This window comes from Alsobacter sp. R-9 (assembly GCF_054612375.1).
This window is the reverse complement of sequence record NZ_JBTSWJ010000019.1, coordinates 42958-64155: the sequence shown is the minus strand read 5'-3', so window position 1 is coordinate 64155 and position 21198 is coordinate 42958. Positions and strand designations below refer to the sequence as shown.

At 70.2% G+C, this 21198-nt stretch carries 14 protein-coding genes; 2 read left to right on the top strand and 12 right to left on the bottom strand.

Annotated features, from left to right (window positions below; all coding sequences use genetic code 11):
* From ACX9GQ_RS23025 to ACX9GQ_RS22970, 12 genes are all read right to left on the bottom strand, one after another.
* Entirely contained in the window at nt 1–1065 is a 1065-nt protein-coding gene (locus tag ACX9GQ_RS23025; RefSeq protein WP_459631952.1) for a patatin-like phospholipase family protein, read from the bottom strand.
* 9 nt (nt 1066–1074) lie between these two features.
* On the bottom strand, nt 1075–2763 hold the full coding sequence (locus ACX9GQ_RS23020; protein ID WP_459631951.1) for a hypothetical protein: 1689 nt from the start codon (nt 2761–2763) through the stop codon (nt 1075–1077).
* 13 nt (nt 2764–2776) lie between these two features.
* Nucleotides 2777–3280 carry a DUF1269 domain-containing protein gene (locus tag ACX9GQ_RS23015; protein ID WP_459631950.1) on the bottom strand — a complete coding sequence of 168 codons (504 nt, stop codon included), beginning with the start codon at nt 3278–3280 and terminating at the stop codon, nt 2777–2779.
* A 59-nt stretch (nt 3281–3339) separates the two neighbouring features.
* Entirely contained in the window at nt 3340–4887 is a 1548-nt protein-coding gene (locus ACX9GQ_RS23010) for an AbgT family transporter (RefSeq protein WP_459631949.1), read from the bottom strand.
* A complete protein-coding gene (locus tag ACX9GQ_RS23005; protein ID WP_459631948.1) occupies nt 4884–6038 on the bottom strand; it encodes an efflux RND transporter periplasmic adaptor subunit in 1155 nt (384 codons plus the stop codon). Before ACX9GQ_RS23005 ends, ACX9GQ_RS23010 begins: the two co-directional genes overlap by 4 nt.
* Nucleotides 6035–9100, bottom strand: a complete 3066-nt coding sequence (locus tag ACX9GQ_RS23000; protein WP_459631947.1) for an efflux RND transporter permease subunit — start codon at nt 9098–9100, stop codon at nt 6035–6037. Before ACX9GQ_RS23000 ends, ACX9GQ_RS23005 begins: the two co-directional genes overlap by 4 nt.
* Nucleotides 9097–10173: an efflux RND transporter periplasmic adaptor subunit gene (locus ACX9GQ_RS22995; protein WP_459631946.1), complete on the bottom strand. Its 1077-nt coding sequence runs from the start codon at nt 10171–10173 to the stop codon at nt 9097–9099. Before ACX9GQ_RS22995 ends, ACX9GQ_RS23000 begins: the two co-directional genes overlap by 4 nt.
* The gene (locus tag ACX9GQ_RS22990; protein ID WP_459631945.1) at nt 10170–10757 is read right to left on the bottom strand and encodes an HdeD family acid-resistance protein; all 588 of its coding nucleotides are present in this window, start codon (nt 10755–10757) and stop codon (nt 10170–10172) included. Before ACX9GQ_RS22990 ends, ACX9GQ_RS22995 begins: the two co-directional genes overlap by 4 nt.
* An 11-nt stretch (nt 10758–10768) precedes the next feature.
* Nucleotides 10769–12151 carry a M20/M25/M40 family metallo-hydrolase gene (locus ACX9GQ_RS22985; RefSeq protein ID WP_459631944.1) on the bottom strand — a complete coding sequence of 461 codons (1383 nt, stop codon included), beginning with the start codon at nt 12149–12151 and terminating at the stop codon, nt 10769–10771.
* A 270-nt stretch (nt 12152–12421) separates the two neighbouring features.
* Nucleotides 12422–12949: a helix-turn-helix domain-containing protein gene (locus tag ACX9GQ_RS22980; RefSeq protein ID WP_459631943.1), complete on the bottom strand. Its 528-nt coding sequence runs from the start codon at nt 12947–12949 to the stop codon at nt 12422–12424.
* Between the two features lie 294 nt (nt 12950–13243).
* A complete protein-coding gene (locus ACX9GQ_RS22975) occupies nt 13244–14413 on the bottom strand; it encodes an alpha/beta hydrolase (protein ID WP_459631942.1) in 1170 nt (389 codons plus the stop codon).
* A 42-nt stretch (nt 14414–14455) separates the two neighbouring features.
* On the bottom strand, nt 14456–16261 hold the full coding sequence (locus ACX9GQ_RS22970) for an SLC13 family permease (RefSeq protein WP_459631941.1): 1806 nt from the start codon (nt 16259–16261) through the stop codon (nt 14456–14458).
* A 298-nt stretch (nt 16262–16559) separates the two neighbouring features.
* Between ACX9GQ_RS22970 and ACX9GQ_RS22965 the strand changes: the two genes are divergently transcribed.
* Both ACX9GQ_RS22965 and ACX9GQ_RS22960 read left to right on the top strand, forming a co-directional pair.
* Nucleotides 16560–17627 (top strand): helix-turn-helix domain-containing protein, encoded by a 1068-nt coding sequence (locus tag ACX9GQ_RS22965; protein WP_459631940.1) that lies wholly within the window; start codon nt 16560–16562, stop codon nt 17625–17627.
* Between the two features lie 177 nt (nt 17628–17804).
* A complete protein-coding gene (locus ACX9GQ_RS22960) occupies nt 17805–21197 on the top strand; it encodes an acyl-[ACP]--phospholipid O-acyltransferase (RefSeq protein WP_459631939.1) in 3393 nt (1130 codons plus the stop codon).
* The last annotated feature ends 1 nt before the right edge of the window (nt 21198 follow it).

The window sequence follows — 21198 nt, the reverse complement described above, 5'->3', positions numbered from 1 at the left end:
TCAGACCCCCTCGATGAAGGCGTCGAGGTCGAGCGAGGACTCCCGGCCGAGGCTGTCGGCGTGCTCGACGTAGAAGGCTTCGGCGGCCTTCCGCCCCTCGTCCCGCAGCATGGTCAGGAAATCCCACTCGGCGTTGAGCTTCGAGGAATAGCCGAGGTCCACCATGATGTCGCTGGCGATGCGGTGGACCCGCATGCCGGCCCAGCGGGCGCCTTCGCCACGGCCGGGATCGGCCTTCTGCCGCAGGAGCGCCATCATCCGAAGCTCCTTCAGGAGGACGGCGTTGAAGGACACCTCGTTGAGACGGTTGAGGATGTCGCGCGCCGTGCGCGGCGTGCCGGGCCGCTCGATGGGATTGATCTGCACGAGGATCGTGTCGAGCGCGTCCGACTCGCGGATCAGCGGGGTCATCGTCGGGTTGCCCGAGTAGCCGCCGTCCCAGTAGTCGTCCCCGTCGATGCTGATCGCCTGGAAGAGCGTCGGCAGACAGGCCGACGCCAGCAGCACGTCCGGCGTCAGGTCGGCGTTGCGGAACACCCGGCCACGCCCGGTGCGCACGTTGGTGGCGGTGACAAAGACCTTGATCGGCCCCCTGCAGATGGCGTCGAAGTCGACGACCTCGGCGAGAATGTCCCGCAGCGGGTTCGTGCCCGCCGGGTTGAGGTCGTAGGGCGACACCACCCGCGACATCAGGTCCATGGCGACGAACAGCGGCGAGTTGTCGAGCGTCCAGCGCCCGAGCAGGACGTCCAGCGGGCTGCGCTGGAACGGGCTGAACCGGGCCGCGTCCGACACCTTCCGCCAGAACGTCTCCAGCGCCTCGCGCGCCGCCTCCCGCCCGCCGGCCGCGTAGCCGGACGCCATGACGGCGGCGTTCATCGCGCCGGCGGACGTGCCCGACACGCCGTTGATCTCGACCCACTCCTCCTGCAGAACGCGGTCGAGCACGCCCCACGTAAAGGCGCCGTGCGCGCCCCCGCCCTGGAGGGCGAGGTCGACGGGCAGCCGCGCCGGGCGGGCGCGGCGGGAGGATGGCGATGTCCGCCGGGTGGGCTTCCTGGTCACGATGGTCCCTCAGTTCGACTTGACGAGCCCCGAGAACCCGGCCACGGCCAGCAGGCTGAGCGCCCAGCCGAGGATCGACTCGAGGTAGAAGAAGGCGATGGTCACCCCTCCCCAGCGTTGCGCCGGGTCAGGCCGCCAGTAGTTGCGCTGCCCGATTTCCATCACCGGGAACAGCGTGTCGAGGGAATACATCCACGCGTTGAACTCCGGGTAGCTCAGGGCCTCGAACTGCGACCGGAAGCAGGCGAGCTGCGTCTGCCCCGGCTCGGCGCGTCCTTGCACGATCTGTGCCGTAGCGGTGAGTTCCGCGGTCTGCCCGCGTGGCAGGCGGCAGGCCGTCCATTCCGGCGAACGCAGCACGACCGGGCTGTTGGGCTTCATCGCGCCGACGGCGTCCGCCTGGGCGAAGACCCCGACACCCACCAGCCAGATGAGCAGCAGCCAGAGAAAGGCCAGCAGAGGCTGGCGCCCATAGCCGAGCGTGACCCCCAGCAGCCAGTCCTTGGCGCCCAGCGCCGCGCGCAGGCTGGCGTTGCCCGCCCGCGCCCGTCGCGCCGCCCGCTGCAGGCGCTCCTTCTCGACGAGCACGCGCCGCGCGTCCTCGTCGTGCCCCATGTCGCGGAACACGGTGGCGAGCTGCTCGTAGGGCTGGGGCCAGAAATCCTCGCCCCACCGGGCGGGGGACTGCCGGGAAAGCCAGTCGAGCCTGCTCGCCGCGTCAGCCGGCCCGTCGATGAACCCGTTGTACATGCAGCGGTTCAGCAGCAGGTCCCCGGCCGGGGGCCAGGCCTCCGCCTCGTCGTGCACGGTGCCGACGCTCGTCCCCGTCATGTCGAGCGTACCCTCCACCCGCGCGCCCTCGCGCAGCAGGAAGCCGCCTTCGATCGTCGCACGACCGAGATTGAGCGCGACCCGACCCGGGTTGCTGAACGTGGCGCCGAGCCCGTCGAGATCGCCACTCACATGGGAGCCCAGGAGGTTGACCTCGCCGACGATCCGGGCGCGACGCAGGATCACGTTGCTGCCCGTCTCGAGCGAATCCGCATCGAGCGCCTGCCCCTCGGGGTGCTCCAGCACCATGCCCTGGGCTTCCAGCCCGGCGACGAGGCGCGCGCCCTCGAGGTCCACGCCGCCACGCACCGAGGCGCCTCGCAGGTGGACGCCGCGCGCGGCCAGGCCAGGGGCCTCGACGACGAGCCCGCCAGGCGCGTGCAGCGAGGCGCCGTCTGCCTCGAACCAGCCCCCGATGCGGGCGCCGGCAAGCTCCACAGGCCCTCGCACGTCGGCGCCGCGCAGCGTCAGGTCGCCGCGGGCCTCCAGCCTGTCCGCCAGAAGCCCGGGAACGCTCGATCCGTCGAGGAACAGGCTGTCGATGATCGCGGAGCGCAGGATGGGAGCGGCCTCGAACAGGCAGTCCTTCAGGCCGATGTCGCGCGGCACGCGGCATCCCTCGAGGTCGAGGATGCCGACGATGTAGCCGCCGCTCACGCGTACGCCCTTCTCGTGCGGCCGGACGTCGCCGGAGCCGCCGAGCAGCAGGAAGCGCAGGAGCTCGGCCCGCACGGTCCGCTCGGGATCCGCCTCGACGGGGCGGGTGCCGTCGCCGAGGCGGTCGAAGTCACCGGAGCGCAGTTCCGCGATGATCCTGCGCTCCGCCGGAAGCAGCGGCTCGAAGGCGTCGATGCCGGTCCCGGTCACGCGGTCGAGGGGCTCAGGCGCCCGGCGCGGCCGGCGTGCCCGCAAGCGCCGCCCGCAGCTTCGCCTCCTGCGCCTCGTCGAACGAGGTCTTCATGACCACGCCGCCGACGCCCTGCAGGTCCTTCAGGACCTTGTCGCCCGTGACCTTCTTGATCAGCAGGAAAAGGCCCGCCGTGCCGGGCTGCAGCGCAGAGGCCGCGTCCTTCATGAAGGCGTCGCTGATGCCGACGTCGGTGAGCTTGCCGCCAAGGGCGCCGGAAGCGGCGCCCACCGCCGCGCCGATCAGCGGGTTGAGGAAGATCAGGCCGATCAGCGTCCCCCACAGCGCACCCGAGGCGGCGCCGGCCGCCGTCGTGTTGATGAGCTGGTTCAGCTTGATGTGCCCCTCGGGGTCCTTCACCACGACGACCGCGTCGCCGAGTTCGATGAGGTACTCCTTCTGGAGGTCCAGCACGCGCTTGCGCACCTCCTCGGCCTTGGCTTCGGTGGGGAAGGCGATGAAGACGAGGTCTGCCATGGGTTACTCCATCAGATGGCTTCGGACAGGGACGTTCGGGGGAGGGGCCGACGCGGGGCTCACAGGCCCCACGGCAGTCCGATGATCTTCCACACGGCGAACAGCGCCGTCCAGAGCACGAACATCGTGATGACGTAGGGCAGCATCAGCGCCACCAGCGTCCCGACGCCCGCCGACTTGTCGTACTTCTGCGCAAAGCCGACCACGACGGCGAAGTAGGCGTTCAGCGGCGTGATGGCGTTCATCGGCGAGTCGCCGACGCGGTAGGCAGCCAGCACCGCCTCCGGCTCGACGCCGAGCTTCATCAGCAGAGGCACGAAGACCGGCGCGAAGATCGCCCACTTGGCGAGAGCGCCCGTCAGCAGCAGGTCGATCAGCGCCACGACGACGATGAAGCCGAGCAGCAGCGGCAGGGCGCCGATGTTGGCCGACTGCAGCACGTCGGAGAGCTTCAGCGCCATGATCGTGCCGATGTTCGTGTAGGTGAAGTAGGCCACGAACTGGCTCAGCACGAAGAGCAGGAAGATCGTGTTGCCGAGCCCCGTGACAGCCTTCTCCATCGCCCTGATGACGTCGGAGAGGGTCTTCACCGTGCCGGCGCCCACGCCATAGGCCCAGCCGGTCGTCAGGAACGTGACCATGATCAGGCCGATCAGGCCGTTCATGAACGGCGAGTTGCCGATCAGCTCTCCCGTCGTCGGATTGCGCAGCGGCGCGCCTGACGGGATCGTGAGCAGCGCGAACACGACGCCGACGCCGATGAGGCCGTAGAGCGCATAGCGCAGGCCGCGCGCTTCCGCCTCCGACAGCTCCGCGCCCGTCGCGGCGGGCGCGCCGTCGGCGGGCTTGTACTCGCCGAGCCGCGGCGAGATCACGCGGTCGGTGATGACCGCGATCACGACCGTGAGGAAAAGCACCGAGGCGATCGAGAACCACAGGTTGGAGGCCAGGCCGATGTTAGTGGCCGGGTTGACGAGGCGGCCCGCGTCGTTGGTGAACTCGACCAGCACCGCGTCGAGCGGCTTGATCAGCATGTTCACCGTGAAGGCGCCCGCCACGGCGGCGAAGCCGAGCGCGAGGCCGGCGAGCGGATGGCGCCCGACGCTCATGTAGGCGACGCCCGCCAGCGGGATCAGCACGAGATAGCCGGCGTCGGCCGCGATGCTGGAGATGATGCCGACGAAGGCGAGGATGTATGTCAGCGCACCGGCGGGAGAGACGATCACGAGCTTGCGGATCAGCGCCTTGACGAGCCCGGATTCCTCCGCGACGCCGGCGCCGATCATCGCGCCGATCATCAGGCCCACGGCGGTGAAGCTCATGAAGTTCGGGATGAGCGAGGAGTAGAGGAACCGGATGCCCTCGGTCGACAGCAGGCTTCGGATCTCGGTGGTGGTCTTGTCGATCTTGTTGGTTTCGGCGTTGAGGACCTCCAGCGTGACCTTCGTGCCGAAGGCGGAGAGCACCGCCGAAAGAACGATCACGACCGCGATCAGGATGAGGAAGATCACGACCGGATGCGGAACCATGTTCCCGACGCGCTCGACCGTGTCGAGCAGCTTCTGCATGCCGGACTTCTGCGGCGACGTCTCGGTTGCGGTCTTCATCCCCTCGGCTCCCCTGCGGCCCGTCCGGCCGTGTTCTGGCTCCCCGCGGCGGGGGAGGCTGTCCTTGTCGGCGCCAGCGGCTTGACGCGCTGGCCCGGATGGAGGGCTTGCACCCCGGCCGCGACGATCACGTCGCCGGGGTCTATGCCGTTCGATACCACCACGCGTCCCGTCTCGAAGCGCAGGACGTCGATGGGGCGAAGCGACACGGTCGATGTCTTCGGGTCCACCACCCACACGGCCGGCGTCCGCCCCGTGGAGGTCAGCGCCGAGGCCGGGATGGACACGACCACCGCAGAGGCGAGGTCGAACGAGCCGTTCACCGGCGCGCCGAGGCGCATGGCCTCGGGCGGCGAGTCGAGCCCGACCCGCACGCGGAAGGTGCGCGTCACGGGATCGGCCTGCGGAGCGACCTCGCGGACCCGTCCGGTGGTGACCACTGCGGGGTCGCTGACGAGGGCGACGCGAATGACGGTGTCGCCGCTGCCGGCCCGCAGCACCGAGGCGGGGGCGTCGAACACGGCGTCGCGTCCGTCGTCGCGCGCGATCCGCACGATCATGCGCCCGGGCTGGACCACCTCGCCCACCTCCGCGCCGCGCGCCGTGACGACGCCGGCCGCGTCGGCCCGCAGCTGCGTGAACCGGACGCGGTCTGCCGCCGCCTCGACGCGCGCCTCCGCGTCCTGAAGGCGCGCCTGCGCCGTCTCCCACGCCTGCTTCGCCTGGTCGTAGCGCGGCCGCGTCGTGAACCCCTGGTCGATGAGCGACTGTTGCCGCTCGTAGGCGTTGCGGGTTGTCGTGATGTCGGCCCGGGCCGCGGCGAGCGTCGCCTGCGCGGCCTTCAGCGCCGTCTCCTCCGTCGTCGGGTCGAGCCGGGCGAGCAGCTGCCCCGCCGCCACTCGGTCGCCGACGTTGACGGTGCGCTCGATCACCCGCCCGCCAACCCGGAAGCCCGCGTCGACGTCCTTCGTCGCCTGGATGTCGCCGGTCACGAGGATCGCGTCGCGCACCGTCGAAGTGGCGACCGTGACGACCGGCACGGGGCGGCCGGCGCGCGCATCCGCGCCGTCGTCCTTGCCGCATCCGGAGAGGATCGGCAGCAGCAGTGCCGCGGCGCCGAGGAGCACGAGCCGATGCGACCGGAGGATCATGGCGCGGTCTCCAGCGTCTTGGCGGGTGCCGGCGTCGTCTCGCGTCCGAAGCAGGTCACGTAGAGCGTCGGCAGGAACACCAGCGTCAGCACCGTCGCCACCAGAAGCCCGCCCATGATGGCGAAGGCCATCGGCCCCCAGAACACCGTCGGCGCGATCGGGATCATGCCGAGCACTGTCGAGACCGCCGTCAGCATGATCGGCCGGAAGCGCACCGTGCTGGCGTCGAGCGCCGCCTCGAACGCGCTCTTTCCGGCCGCCCGCTCGGTCTCGATTTGGCCGATCAGGATCACCGCGTTCTTGGTGATGATGCCGATGAGGGCAAGGATGCCGAGCAGCGCGACGAAGCCCAGCGGCTTGCCCGAGAGCAGCAGCGCGCCGACCACGCCGATGAGGCCGAGCGGGGCGATGCTGAGCACGACGGCGAGCCGCCCGAAGCTGCGCAGCTCCGCCATCAGCACCGTGAGCATGATGAAGAGCATCAGCGGCACCACGGCAACCACCGAGGCCTGCGACTTGGCGCTCTCCTCCACCGTGCCGCCGGTGTCGAGCCGGTATCCGTCGGGCAGCTTGGCGCGGATCGCCTCGATGCTGGGGTCGAGCTCTGCGACCACCGTCTCCGGCAGGACGCCGGGCAGCACGTCGGCCTCGATGGTGAGCGTCGTCACGCGGTCGCGGCGCCAGATCAGCGGGTAGTCCTGCGCGTAGTCGATGGTGACGAACTGCGACAGCGGCACGCTGCGCCCGGCCGGCGTCAGCACCTGCAGCGAGCGCAGCGTGTCGAGCGTCAGCCGCTCGTCGTCGCGCGAGCGCAGCACGACGTCGACGAGGTAGATGTCGTCGCGCACCTGCGTCACCGGGGCGCCTGTCAGCACCGTGGCGAGCACGCCGGAGAGCGTCTGCGTGCTGAGCCCCAGCCGCCGCGCCTCGTCCTGGTCCACCTTCAGGCGCACCTCGCGGGACGGCTCGATCCAGTCGAAGCCCACCTGCTTCGTGCGCGGATTGGCGGCGATCGTCTGCGCCACGCGCATGGCGATGCCGCGCACCTCGGCGATGTCGGGCCCGGACACGCGGTACTGCACCGGCCAGCCGACCGGCGGCCCGAGCTCCAGCGGGTAGACGCGCGTGACGAGGCCGGGGAAGTCGGTCGCGAGAATCCCCTCGAGCTTCTTCTGCAGCCGCTCGCGCGCCGCGACGTCCTTCGCCACGATCACGACTTGGCTGAAGAACTCGTTGGGCAGCTGGGCATTCAACGGCAGGTAGAAGCGGATCGCCCCGCGCCCGACATAGGTGCTGAACCGCTCCACATCGGGATCGCCCTTCAACACCGCGTCGAAGCGGGCCGAGACGCTCTCGCTCGCGCGCAGCGAAGCGCCCTGCGGCAGCCGCAGGTCGACGAGGAGTTCCGTGCGGTCGGACGCAGGGAAGAACTGCCGCGGCACCAGCGGCAGGGCCAGCACCGAGAGCACGAAGGCTCCGACCGTGACGGCGAGCGTCAGCCAGCGCGCCCGCATGGCCGCCTTGAGGAACTGCCGGAAGCCGCGGACGACCGGGCCGTCGCCGCCACCCGTCTTCGCCGGCGGCTTCAGGATGGCGACGCCCAGCACCGGCGCGAACACCACCGCGACAAACCAGGACACGAGCAGCGCCATGCTCACCACGGCGAAGAGCGAGAATGTGTACTCGCCCGCCGAGCTCGCCGCGAAGCCGATCGGCACGAAGCCGGCGATGGTCACCAGCGTGCCGGCCAGCATCGCCATCGCGTACTGGCTGAACGCGAAGGTGGCGGCCTTCTCCTTCGGCTCGCCCAGCGCAAGCCGCGACATCGTCGCGTCCGTCGTCGTCATGGCGTCGTCGACGAGGAGGGCGAGGGCGATGATGAGCGCGCCGAGCGACACGCGCTGCATGTCGATGTGCGCGATGTCCATCAGGGCGAAGACGATGGCCAGCGTCAGCGGGATGGCGAGCGCGACCACGAGACCCGCGCGCACGCCGAGCGCGATGAAGCTGACCACGAGAATGATGGCGACCGACTGCCACAGCGAGGTCATGAAGTCGGCGATGGCGTAGCGCACCGTCACGGCCTGGTCCGCGACGAGCACCGGCTCGATGCCGTGCGGCAGGTTGGCGGTGATCTTCGCCATGGCCTTCTTGACGTTCTCGCCGAGGGCGAGGATGTCGCCGCCGTCGCGCATGGCGATGCCGAGGCCGATGGCCTCGCGGCCGTTGACCCGGAACATCGGCTGCGGCGGGTCGGAATAGCCGCGCTTCACGGTGGCGATGTCGGCGAGCCGCACCATCCGGTCGCCGACCGCGATGTTGATGTTGCGGACGTCGTCCTCGGTGGAGAACGCACCGGAGACGCGCACCGTCAGCCGCTCGTCCCCGGTGAGGATCGATCCGGACGGCATCACGGCGTTCTGGCTCTGCAGGGCGGCGATGACGGCCTGCCGGTCGAGCCCGAGCCGCGCCAGTTCGCGCACCGAGAACTCGATGAAGATCCGCTCGTCCTGCGGGCCGATGATCTCGACCTTCGAGACGTCCGGCACCTGCAGCAGCCGCGAGCGGATGGACTCCACGGTGTCGCGCAGCTCGCGGCGACTGAAGCCGTCGGCGGTGAACCCGTAGATGATGCCGAAGGTGTCCCCGAACCGGTCGTTGTAGAACGGCCCGACGACCCCTTGCGGCAGCGTGTGGCGGATGTCGCCGACGAGGTTGCGCGCCTGCTGCCAGATGCCCTGCACGTCGCGGCCGGGCACGGACTGCTTGAGATTGACGAAGATCGTCGTCACGCCGCGGGTCGTGTAACTGCGGATGAAGTCGACCTCGGGCGTCTCCTCCAGCGTCCGCTCGAGCCGCTCCGTCACCTGCTTGAGCATCTCCTCCATGGTCGCGCCGGGCCACGCGGCCGAGACGACCATCGTCTTGATCACGAAGGAGGGATCCTCGCTGCGCCCCAGGCGCCAGTAGGCGAGCAGGCCGGCGGCGACGCTGACCAGCATCAGGTAGACGACGAAGGACCGCTGCCGCAGCGCCCACTCGGACAGATTGAACCGCGTCACGGCTCCACTCCCGCCAACCGGACCTTCTGCCCGGCCTTCAGGCCGGACGCCCCGGCCGTGACGACGACGTCACCTGCCGCGAGCCCCTTCGTGATCACCACGGTCCCCGGATCCTCCGTCGCGACCTCGACCAAGCGGCGCGCAAGGGCGCCGGAGACCGGATCCACCACCCACACGGCCGCTTCCGGGCCCTGCCGCACGACGGCGCTTGCCGGAAGCGCAAGCCCGCCGGTCTCGGCAGGCAGCAGGGACACCTGGACCGACTGCCCGAGCCGCATGCCGGGGGCCGCGCCAAGGCCGATGCGCACGCGGAAGAGCCGCGTGGTCGGGTCGGCTTCGGGTGAGACCTCGCGCACGCGGCCCGTCGCCGACACGCCGACGTCGCCCGGAATCGTCACGGAGACGCGGCTGTCGGCTGCGAGCAGGTCGAGCGCCCCGGCCGGCACGTCGAGCACGGCGTCCCGGCCGTCCTTGCGGGCGACGCTGACGACAGGCCGCCCGGGCGCCACGACCTCGCCGGGCTCGGCGCCGACGGTTGTCACGACGCCGGCCGCATCGGCCCGCAGCACGGTGAACCCCACCACCTCCTCGGCGATGCGCACCTGCGCCGCAGCGGCCTCCATCTGGGAGCGCGCCGACTTGGCGGCCTGCTCGGCGGCCTCGAATTCTGCCCGCGACGTCACGCCCCGCGCATACAACTGGGCCTGCCTGTCGAGGCGCCCCTGCGCCTGCCGGTTGGCGCTCTCCGCCGCGATGAAGGTGGCGCGCGCCGAGCGCAGGTCGTTGAGCTCCACCTCGGGGTCGAGCCGCGCCAGCACCTGGCCGTCCTTCACCTGCGCCCCGACGCCGACGAGGCGCTCGGTCACGCGTCCGCCGACCCGGAAGCCGAGGTGCGCGGTCTCCATCGCCTCGATGCGGCCTGGGAACACCACGGGCGCCTGCTGCACGGGCGCCCCGATCGTCATCGTGCGGACGGGCCGCGGCGGTGTCGGCGCGGCGGCCTCCTCCGCAGGCCGGCAGGCCGCGGTGGCAAGGAGCGCCGCGGCTCCGGCAAGGACGATGGCGACCCTCACGACGCAGCCTCCGCGTGCAACCGCAGCCAACCGGCACCGATGAGAAGGAAGGCCGTTCCGGCGAAGACCATGGCGATCCCCGCCATCTCCCCGGGCGAGTCGACGAGGTCGTAGGGAAACCGAAGGAGCAGGCCGAGCGCGATGAGGACCGTCACGGCACTCGCCACCAGCAGCCACCACCAGCCGCGCGCCGGCCGGATCTTCAGGGCCAGCCCGACCTGCGTCACGGCCTGCGCGACCATCACGATCACGACCAGCAGCGCGATGGCTGCAGCGCCCTTCAACGGGTTCAGCACGATGAGGATTCCCCCGACGACTTCGGCCGAGCCGAACAGCAATTGCCACGTGAAGCCACGCCAATGGGTGTCGCGCAGCGCCTGCACGACCACCACGACCCCGCCGATGGTGACCACAGTCCCCAGGATGGTGCCCGTCGCCGTCGTCGACGCGTCGGGCAGCGCAATGGCGATGCCGCCCAGCAGCAGCAGGGCGAGGCCTATCACGAGGAAGCGCAGGCCACGGCTCCGACTCGCCGTCGGCGGGTCGGTCTCGATCAGGGCGCCGGTCTTGGCCGCTTCTGCCAACGTGTACTCCGTCAACGGGACAGGGCGTCGAGGATGCGCACCCAGGAGCGGATACCCTTGTGGAAGCACTTCAGGTCGTACTTCTCGTTCGGGCTGTGAATGCGGTCGTCCTCCAGCGCGAAGCCGGCAAGGATCACGTCCATCCCGAGCGCCGACTTCAGCTGGTGGTTGACGGGGATCGAGCCGCCGCCGCCGACATAGGCGGCCGGCACGCCCCACTCCTGCGTCAGCGCCTCGCGCGTCTTTTCGAACGCCGGTGCGCTGATGTCGAAGCGGATGGCCTTGCCCGATCCGTGATCCTTGAACTCGACCTTGCAGTCGGCGGGGACGCGGGCCTTGACGAACTCGCGGAAGGCCTTGCGCACGGCGTGCGGGTCCTGGTCGAAGACGAGGCGGAAGGACACCTTCGCCGACGCCTTGGACGGGATCACCGTCTTGAAGCCCTCGCCCTGGTAGCCGCCGCCCATGCCGTTGATCTCGCAGGTCGGCCGCGACCAGATCATCTCCAGCGCGCTGCGCCCCTTCTCGCCGGCCGGGATCGACAGGCCGACGGCCCCGAGGAACTTGGACGGGTCGAAGTTCAGTGCATCCCACTGCTTGCGCAACACCTCGGGCAGCTCGGGCACCCCGTCGTAGAAGCCGGGGATCGCGATGCGGCCGTCGGCGTCGCGAAGGTCCGCCAGGATGCGCGCGAGGACGTGGTTCGGGTTGGCCGCCGCCGACCCGTAGAAGCCCGAGTGCAGGTCCCGGTCCGCGGCGGTGATAAACACCTCCTCGCCGCACAGGCCGCGCAGCATGGTGGTGATCGCGGGGGTGCGCGGATCCCACATGCTGGTGTCGCAGATCAGGCCGACGTCGGCCTTCAGTTCCTGCGCGTTCGTCTCGAGGAAGCCGGGCAGGCTCGCGCCACCGGACTCCTCCTCGCCCTCGAGCAGGACCGAGACGGGGATGGGCAGGTGGCCGCGCACCGCCTTGAACGCCCGGCACGCCTCGATGAAGGTCATCACCTGCCCCTTGTCGTCGGACGAGCCGCGGCCGCGGATGGCTTTGGTCCCGTCCGGGCGGGTCTCGATGAAGGGCTCGAAGGGGTCGTGCGACCACAACTCTAGCGGGTCTACCGGCTGCACGTCGTAGTGGCCGTAGAACAGGACCGAGAAGCCCTTCGACGCGCGGTCGTGCCCGACCACGATCGGGTGACCCGGGGTCTTCCGGGCGGAGGCGTCGAAGCCGATGCTGCGGAGATCCTCGGCGTGCCACTCGGCGCATGCCGCGCAGTCCTTGGCGTAGGCCGGATCCGTCGAGATCGACTTGATCCGGAGAACCTCGAGGAGCCGCTTCAGGGCGTCGTCGATGTGATCGTCGACATAGGCGAGGACCGCGTTGAGGTCGGACATCGTTTCCTCCGGACGTTGGGGCGAAGCGCTCTTCGCCCGTGGACGCAGGTGCCGGTGTCGAAGCCCGTTCTGGCTTCTCAGACGCCAGCGGGGCCGGGCAGCGGGGCCACCCGGCAACTGGTTTCGGCACCAGAACAGCTAGCAGCGCCCGAAATCCGCGTGATTAGCTCAGAGTCCCACCGCTGGGCGCCGAATCCCAAACTTCGATACTGGCAGGCGGGGCCGGGAAACGAGAACGGCCCACCAGCGCGTCGGACCGCTCGCCGCGCGTCACCTCCCCCCATGAGGGTGCACGCTCCGGGCCGGCGCGACGACGCCACGGATGTCCCGGGGACTGACGCCGAACGCGCGGCGGAAGGCACGGCTGAACGTGGAGTGGTCGGCAAACCCGACATCGGCGGCCACCGTGCCGATCGAGCCGCCGGAAGAGCTGGTGAGCCGCTCGAAGGCGACCTGCAGGCGCTCGCGCTGGATGAAGGCCGCGACCCCGCCCGTCCGCTCGAAGACCCGGTAGAGCTTAGACCGCGACATCGCGAGTTCGCGGCACAACTGCACGGGACCGAAGTCCGGCGCCGCGATGTGGTCACGGACGATGCGGCGCGCCCGCTCTATCGTGCTCCCGGCTCCCGAGGCATCGGCGGACCCGGGCACGTCCTGCGTGGCCGCGCAGGCGACCAGAAGCAGCCGCGTGGGTTCGGCGAGGGCCTGCATGTGGGCGGGGCTGAGCGTCGGAAGGTGGCGGGCGAGCGTACTGAGGTAGGCGTCGAGGATCGCGGCCAGCGGCGCCGGGCTGGGCACCTCGCCTGCCGGAAGGAGTCCGGACGGCCTCTCCCGGTCGCGCGCGGCCTCGTCAGGAAGCGACGCCGGGCGATGCGGCGCGATGCTTCGCGCGTCGTGGACGGGCATCCTGCCATGAAGCATCGGCCGCGGGCGCGCGCGCAGGATAACGTTGCCAGCCGTGCCGTCCGGAAACCGCGAAGCCACCCGCACCCCACACAAAAAGCTTCAGCATGAGGAATGTCCCACCAGGGCGAAACAAAATCAATGAATGGGTTACTTTTCTCCGCCTGGACCTGTCGCAGGAGCCGTGGCTCAGTCCTGTGCCGCAGCCCGGACGACGAGGAGAGGCGCGGCAACCACCATGCCGGTGGCCGATCCCAGAGCTTCGACCGCCCAGGATGCATCGAGATCCTCGTCGGTGACGACCTGCCCGCGGATGAGGCGGTCGCCCACGAGGCGGACGACCGCCGGGCTCTGCGCGAAGAGGTCGTGGTTGAGGCGGTCGTTGGAGCGCAGCGCCGTCAGGTCGAGGACGGTGACCCCGCCAAGGCCCGCAAGCTGCTGCCGGTACTCCTCCTGCGTGGGATCGATCGCCCCGAGGCGTGTCAGCCCTCCGGAGAGAAGGCCCGAGAAGCGCAGGGCCCTGTCGTTCTGGGCCACGAAGAGCGTGATGTGCGGGCGCCGCGGTCCCATGTCCTCGACCTGTCGGCGGAAGACGCCGACGTCGAGGTCGGGCGACGCGAGGATGAGGTTGTTGATCTTGCCGAGCCCCTTGCCGCGGCTGAGGGCCACCTGGCGGACGGCCTCCACCGCGACCCACGTGCCAAGCGAATGGGCGAGGATGGTGATCTCGCCCACGTGCGGCGATGCGGCGGCCGTCTCCAGCAGCTTCGCGAGGTCCGAGCGCGAATAGGACGCATTGTCCGTGTCCCGCCGGTAGTCCAGCAGCCGCCCTCGCGACGGCCATGAGAACAGCACCGGCGCCGCGGCTGCGTCGGCATCGTGCACGAGCTGCGCGAACCGGAAGACGGCCCGGTCGAACCTCGTATTGTAACCGTGGACGAAGACGAACACTCGCCGCGGGCGCCCCTGCCGGTTGTCGAACCAAGCCCTCACGCCCTTGGCGTCGAGCCGCTCGACCTCCGTCACCGCGAAGGATCGGGTCGGGTCGGCCGCCCCCGCGCGGGGCAGGGTGAGGGTCCCAGGCGCATGGTTGGGAGGCACGCTGACCACGATGTTGGCGTAGGAGACGCCATCGCCGCGGTCGCCCGAGAAGAGGACGGCCGGATCCGCCACGGGCGCCCGCGTCGTCGCCGCCAGCATGTCGACGCGGGGCGCATCGGGCGGCGGAGCCACCGGGACGAGCAGGCCTTCGGGCGCGCCGGCACAGCCCGCGAGCGCCACCAGCGCCGCGGCCGCGAGCGCCGCGCGCAGGCAGGCCGAAGCTGTGCGACAGGGTGCGGCCGGCACCGCGCGTGTCACGTGACCTCCGTCGGTCGGGTCTGCCGTGCCGACGGCCCGGCGTCAGAAACGCCAGATCAGAGGGACGAGGAACACGGACACCACGAAGAACCAGATGAGAAGCGGCAGGCCGAGCTTCCAGTAGTCGCTGAAGACGTACCCGCCGGGTCCCATCACCATCAGGTTGGTCGGCGTCGCGATGGGCGTCAAGAAGGCACCGGCTGCCGCCACGGCGATGCTCATCAGAACGGGGCGCGGCGAAATGCCCAGGCTCTCCGCGGCGGCGACGCCGATGGGGATGACGATGAGCGCCGTGGCGGTGTTGCTGATCAGCTGCCCCATGATCGCGGTGAGCAGGAACAGCCCGGCCAGCAGCGCCAGCGGCCCGGCGTCGCCGACGAGCGCGACGAGGGCTTCCGCCATCATCTTGGCGGCGCCGGTCTGCTCCATGGCGGTCGACAGCGGCATCATCGCGCCGACGAGGATCACGGTCGTCCAGTCGATGGCCCGGTAGGACTGCTCGACGTTCATCACGCCCGTCAGGATCAGCGCGGCGCCGGCCAGGAGACCGGCGATCGCCGGCGGCACGAGCCCCGTCGCGAGCAGGAACACCATGCCGAGCAGGATGGCGATGGTCTGCTTGGCGCCGGCCCCGAGCGGCACCGCCTGGCGGCGGACCACGTCCGGCGAGTTCACGACGAGCACGTCGGGATCGCTGAGGTGGACGTCGAGGGCCTTCCAGGTGCCCTGCAGGAGCAGCGTGTCGCCGGCCTCGAGAACGGTGGATTCCCGCTGGACCTGGCCCTGCCGCTGGACGGCGACGATCATCAGGTCGCCGCTCTCCGTGACCATGCCCTCGAACACCGACTGCCCGATTAGCGCCGAGCGTGGCGGTATCATCACCTCGGCGAGGCCCGAACTCCGGTTGAAGAGGATGTCGGCGGGGTCGCCCTTGTCCTCCTCGCGGAAGGCGAGGTGCATGGCCGCGGCGAAGGCCGCCGCGCTCTCCGCATCGCCGCGCAGCAGCAGCACGTCGCCGTCCTGCAAGCGGTCGCGCTGCAGGGGCGAGGACCGGACGTCCTGGGCGCCGATGAGCTGCAGCCCGGCGTGACCCGAGAGGTCGACGGAGGCCGGATTGGTGCCGACGAGCGGGGAGGAGGCCCTCACCCGCAGCTGGAACAGGCCTGAGGTGAGCCCGTACTGCTCCACCAGCGTGCGCGCGTGGCGGCTGAAGTCGGCCGGCATGGAAGGACCGCTGCGCTTGGGCAGCAGCCGCTCTCCGAAGAGCACGATGATCGCCAGCGTCCCCGCGAGGAGGGGGATGCCGACGATGGTGAACTCGAAGAACCCGAAGCGCGCGAGGCCGGCATCGACGGAGGCGTTGCTGACGAGCACGTTCACCGGCGTTCCCGTCAGCGCCAGCAGGGATCCTGCGTGGGCGGAGAAGACGAGCGGCATCAGCAGCTGGGATGTCGGCCGCTTCAGCCGCACGGCCATGACGACGACGACGGGCAGGAGCGCCGCGACCGCCCCGTTCACGCTGATGAGCGCGGTGAGGAGCGCCACCAGCATCCCTGTGAGCACGAGGAGGCGGGTGCGGCTGTCCTCACCGGCGCGCGCGATCAGCTGCTGGCCGGCCCACGTCGTCACGCCCGTCCGCTCGAGGCCTGCGCTGACGATGAAGAGCGACGCGATGAAGACCACGGCGGGGTCGCCGAGGCCCGCCATCGCGTCGGAGAGGGAGAGCACGCCGGTCGCCCACAGGGCCACGGCGACGCCCATGGCGACGATGACGACCGGGATCCTGTTCCACACGAACAGGACCACGGCGGCGGCGACGATCAGTCCGGTCAGGGCAACAGGGCTCACGCAGCAGCATCCATCGCGTCGGCGAACGAGCCACGGTGACCGCAAGTCCGGGGGCTATCCGGGCAGGGGTCCGCGCGCTCGGACAGTTTCTCAGGCTCAGGGATAGTTCGACCCGTGCCGAGCCGAAAGTGCGCTGCGTCTCGGGTCTGTGCACATCGTCCCAAACTCGCGTGCCCGCGAAAGCCCTGCGCGCCCGGAGCGCTGGAGGGCGCCAGGGGCCCGCGAGGACCACGGACTTTGCCGGAAAGCGGAACTCTGTCACCATGGAAGTCAGGAAAATCAGGGAAGAGCCCTTCACATGCGTGCCCCTCCGGCGTCCTCGGGACTGAAGACAGGATCCTCGGTCCTGTTCACGACCGATGACATTCGTCCGCATGAGCGGCTCGACGCATGGAACGCGGCTTTCGGGTCGCTCAACGCCATCGCTCTCCCGGATCGGGACAAGGCCGACGCGCGTGTGCGGACCGAGAACTGGATTTTCGACGGCGGCCTGGTGCTCAGCCAGACGAGCGTGGCGGGAGCGCATTTCGTCCGCGATGCGACCCGGGTCCGCCGCGATCAGTTCGATCACTGGGTGATCCGCGTCCAGACGAAGGGCCGCGGCGAGCTGCGCCACGCGGGCTTCGACGCCGTGACCGGACCCGGGGACGTCGTCCTGTTTTCGGTGAACGACACGTGGAGCATCAACTGGGACGACGTCGAGTGGGTGTCGCTCTGCTTCCCCCGGGACTTCGACCTGCGCCTGTCCCAGGCCCTCGCGACCATGCCGAGCGGTCCCTTGCGCGGGGCCGCGGCGGGCCTTTTTGCCGATGTGCTGCGGGCCCTGCCGGCTCGCGTCTCGGCGGCACGCGAAGATGAAATCGCGGGTCTCCTCGGTGTCGTGCATGCCGCGTTGGTGGGTTGTCTCTCCTCCGCGGCCGCGTCGGCGGGTTCATCGCCCGACGCCGTGGCGTCTCTCGGCAAGGAACGCGTGCGCCGCGCCGTCCTGCGCAACCTTGGGTCGGCGCGCCTGACCCCCGCCCACCTCGCCGCCGCGGCGGGGATGTCCCGGTCGGCGCTCTACAGGCTCTTCGAAGCCGAGGGTGGGGTCGCGCGATACATCCGCACGATGCGCCTGACGCTCGCACACGCGGCGCTGCGCGATCCGACCCTCGCCCACAAATCGATCGCGGCCATCGCCGAGGAGCATGGCTTCCCGGATCCGCCCGAGTTCTCCCGCGCTTTCCGGAGCGCATTTGGTGTGACGCCCCGCGACGTCAGGGCGACTGCAGGTGGCACGGGCCTCATCCTGCCTCCGCCGCGCAGGACGATCCGTCCGTCGGCGGCTCCCGACGTCGCGACTCGCATCTACGCTGGTCTCCGCTAGCCGCAGGGACTCGGTCGCCTCCCGCATGATCGCCATTTCTCGCCGGGCCGGCTGCGAGCCTGACGTCGTCGCGGCGTAGGCACTGCCACGCCCTTGATCTGGGTGACCATTGATGTTAGTGAACGTTCACTCACATGATGGTCCTCCCTCGACGGAGCGACGGAGGGAGAGACGACGATGTCGGACGGCCTGATGCGTTCGCGGCGGTTTGCGCCGCTGTTCTGGTGCCAGTTCTTCTCCGCCTTCAACGACAACCTGCTCAAGAACGCCCTCGTCACGCTCATCGTGTACGTGCTGGCGCTGCAGGGCGGCGGGACACTGGTGCAACTGGCCGGCGCGATCTTCATCGCCCCCTACTTCTTTCTCTCCGGCATCGGCGGCGAGATGGCCGATCGATACGACAAGGCCCTCATCGTGCGCCGGCTGAAATTCGCGGAGATCTTCGCCTCGGGCGTCGGAGCCGTCGGCTTCGTGCTGCACTCCGTGCCGATCCTGATGGTCGCGCTCGGCCTGTTCGGCGTCATCGCCGCCCTCTTCGGCCCCATCAAGTACGGCATCCTGCCGGATCACCTGAAGACCGAGGAATTGCCCGCGGGCAACGCGCTCATCGAAGGCGCCACCTTCATCGCGATCCTGCTCGGCACCGTGGCGGGCACCAAGGCCGCGGCCGGCACCGAGAATCCACTGTGGGTCGCCGGGTCTCTCATGGTCTTCGCCGTCCTGTGCTGGCTCTCCGCGCGGATGATCCCCTCCACGGGGGAGAAGGCGCCGGACCTCAAGGTCAACCCGAACATCCTCGCCTCGACCGTCGGGCTCATCCGCGACCTGTGGCAGGTTCCGCGCCTGTGGCGGGGCACGCTGGTCGTCAGCTGGTTCTGGCTGGTCGGCGCGGTCATGCTGGCCCTCCTCGCCACGCTGGTCCGCGACCGGCTGGGCGGCAACGAGAACCTCTACATCGCCTGCATGACCCTGTTCTCCGTGTCGATCGGCGCGGGCTCCGCGTTGGCGGCCTGGATGTCGCACGGCCGAATCATCCTGCTCCCGACGGTCATCGGCGCCGTGCTGATGGGCATCTTCGCCATCGACCTCGGCCTCGCCACGTGGTCCGCCGTGCCCGGGCCCGAGCCAATCGGCCCGCTGGCCTTCTTCACGACCGGACAGGGGGTACGGGTCGCGATCGACCTCATGGGACTCGCCATGGCCGGCGGCCTCTTCATCGTGCCCGTGTTCGCGGCCGTGCAGTCGTGGGCCGGCGAGGACCGGCGCGCCCGCGTCATCGCCGCCGGCAACGTGCTGCAGGCGCTCTTCATCGTCGGCGGTGCTCTGGGGGCGGGGGTCCTGCAGGGCATGGGGCTCGGCGAGGCGCAGATCATCGCCGGCCTGGGTGTTCTGAACCTCGCCGCGGCGGTCGCCGCCCTGAAGCTCCTGCCGGTACGCCCGTTCCGCGACCTCCTGTCGATCGTCTTCCGCGCGGTCTACCGGATGGAGGTCACCGGCCTCGACAATCTGGCCAGGGCCGGCGCCAATCCCATCATCGCGCTGAACCACGTCAGCTTCCTCGACGGCGCGCTGGCGCTCTCGCTGATGGATCGGGACCCGGTCTTCGCCATCGACCACGGCATCGCGCAGCGCTGGTGGGTGAAGCCCTTCGTCCGCATCACCCGCGCCATGCCGCTGGACCCGACGAAGCCGATGGCGACGCGCACGCTGATCCACGCCGTCCAGCAGGGCGACCCGCTGGTGATCTTCCCCGAGGGCCGCATCACGGTCACGGGCAGCCTGATGAAGGTCTATGACGGTGCCGGCCTCATCGCCGACAAGTCGGGCGCGATGGTCGTGCCCGTGCGCATCGACGGGCTGGAGGCGACGCCCTTCTCGCGGCTGTCTGCGCAGCAGGTCCGGCGCCGGTGGTTCCCGAAGGTGAAGGTCACCATCCTGGAGCCGGTGCGCCTCGAGGTCGACCCCGAGTTGAAGGGGCGCGCCCGGCGCCAGGCGGCGGGTGCCGGCCTCTACGGGATCATGTCCGACCTCGTCTTCCGCACCACCTCGACCGACCGCACCATCATCGACGCGGTGATCGAGGCGGCGACGGTCCACGGTGCGGGCCGGGTCGCAGTGGACGATCCCGTCGCGGGGCCGCTCACCTATCGCCGGATGCTGGCGGGCGCGCGCGTGCTGGGCCGGCGCCTTGCCGACCTCGCCCCCGAGGGCGCCGCCGTGGGCGTGCTGCTGCCGACCTCCGGCGGCGCCGCCGTCACGATCCTCGGCCTGCTGAGCGCGGGCCGGGTGCCGGCGATGCTCAACTTCACCGCCGGCGCCACGAACGTGCTCGCCGCCTGCCGCGCGGCCGAGGTGAAGACCATCGTCACCTCCCGTGCCTTCGTCGAGAAGGGGCACCTCGAGCCGCTGATCGGGGCGCTCTCCGAGCACGTTTCGGTGGTCTGGCTGGACGACCTGCGCCTCAAGATCGGCTTTGCCGAGCGGATGGCCGGGCTCCTGAACTGGAAGCGGCCGCTGTCCCGCCGCAAGGCGGACGATCGCGCCGTCATCCTCTTCACCTCCGGCTCCGAGGGGGCACCGAAGGGTGTGGTGCTGTCTAACCGCAACCTTCTGGCGAATGCGGCGCAGGCCGCAGCGCGCATCGATTTCGGCCGCACCGACACGGTCTTCAACGTCCTGCCTGTGTTCCACTCCTTCGGCCTGACGATCGGCCTCGTGCTGCCGCTCGTCTCCGGCGTGCGCGTCTACCTCTACCCCTCGCCGTTGCACTACCGGATCGTGCCCGAACTCGTGTACGGCACGAACGCCACCATCCTGTTCGGCACGGACACCTTCCTCACTGGTTACGCGCGGTCAGCGCATCCCTACGACTTCCGGTCGCTGCGCTACGTGCTCGCCGGCGCCGAGCCCGTGAAGGAGGCGACCCGCCGGACGTGGATGGAGAAGTTCGGCCTGCGCATCCTGGAGGGCTACGGCATCACCGAGACGGCGCCGGCCCTGGCGCTCAACACGCCGATGTTCAACCGCTTCGGCACGGTCGGCCGCATCCTGCCGGGCATGGAGGTGAAGCTCGAGGCGGTGCCCGGGGTCGAGGGCGCCGGCCGGCTGTACGTGAAGGGGCCGAACGTCATGCTCGGCTATCTGAGAGCCGAGAATCCCGGCGTCCTGGAGCCGCCGGAGGAGGGCTGGCACGACACCGGCGACATCGTCTCCATCGACGCCGAGGGCTTCGTCGCCATCAAGGGCCGCGCCAAGCGCTTCGCCAAGATCGGCGGCGAGATGGTGTCGCTCGCTGCGGTGGAAAGCCTCGCGGCCGAGCTGTGGCCCGGCGTCCTTTCGGCCGTTGCGAGCGTCCCGGATCCGCGCAAGGGCGAGCGCCTCATCCTGATCACGGAGAAGGTCGCGGCGACCCGCGCGGACTTCATGCAGTTCGCCAAGTCGCGCGGCGCTGCGGACCTGATGGTCCCGGCCGAGGTGGTCGTGGTCGACCGCGTCCCGCTGCTGGGCTCCGGCAAGGTCGACTACGGCGGCGTCGGCCGCCTGGTGCGCGAACGCGTGGCGGCGGGGTGAG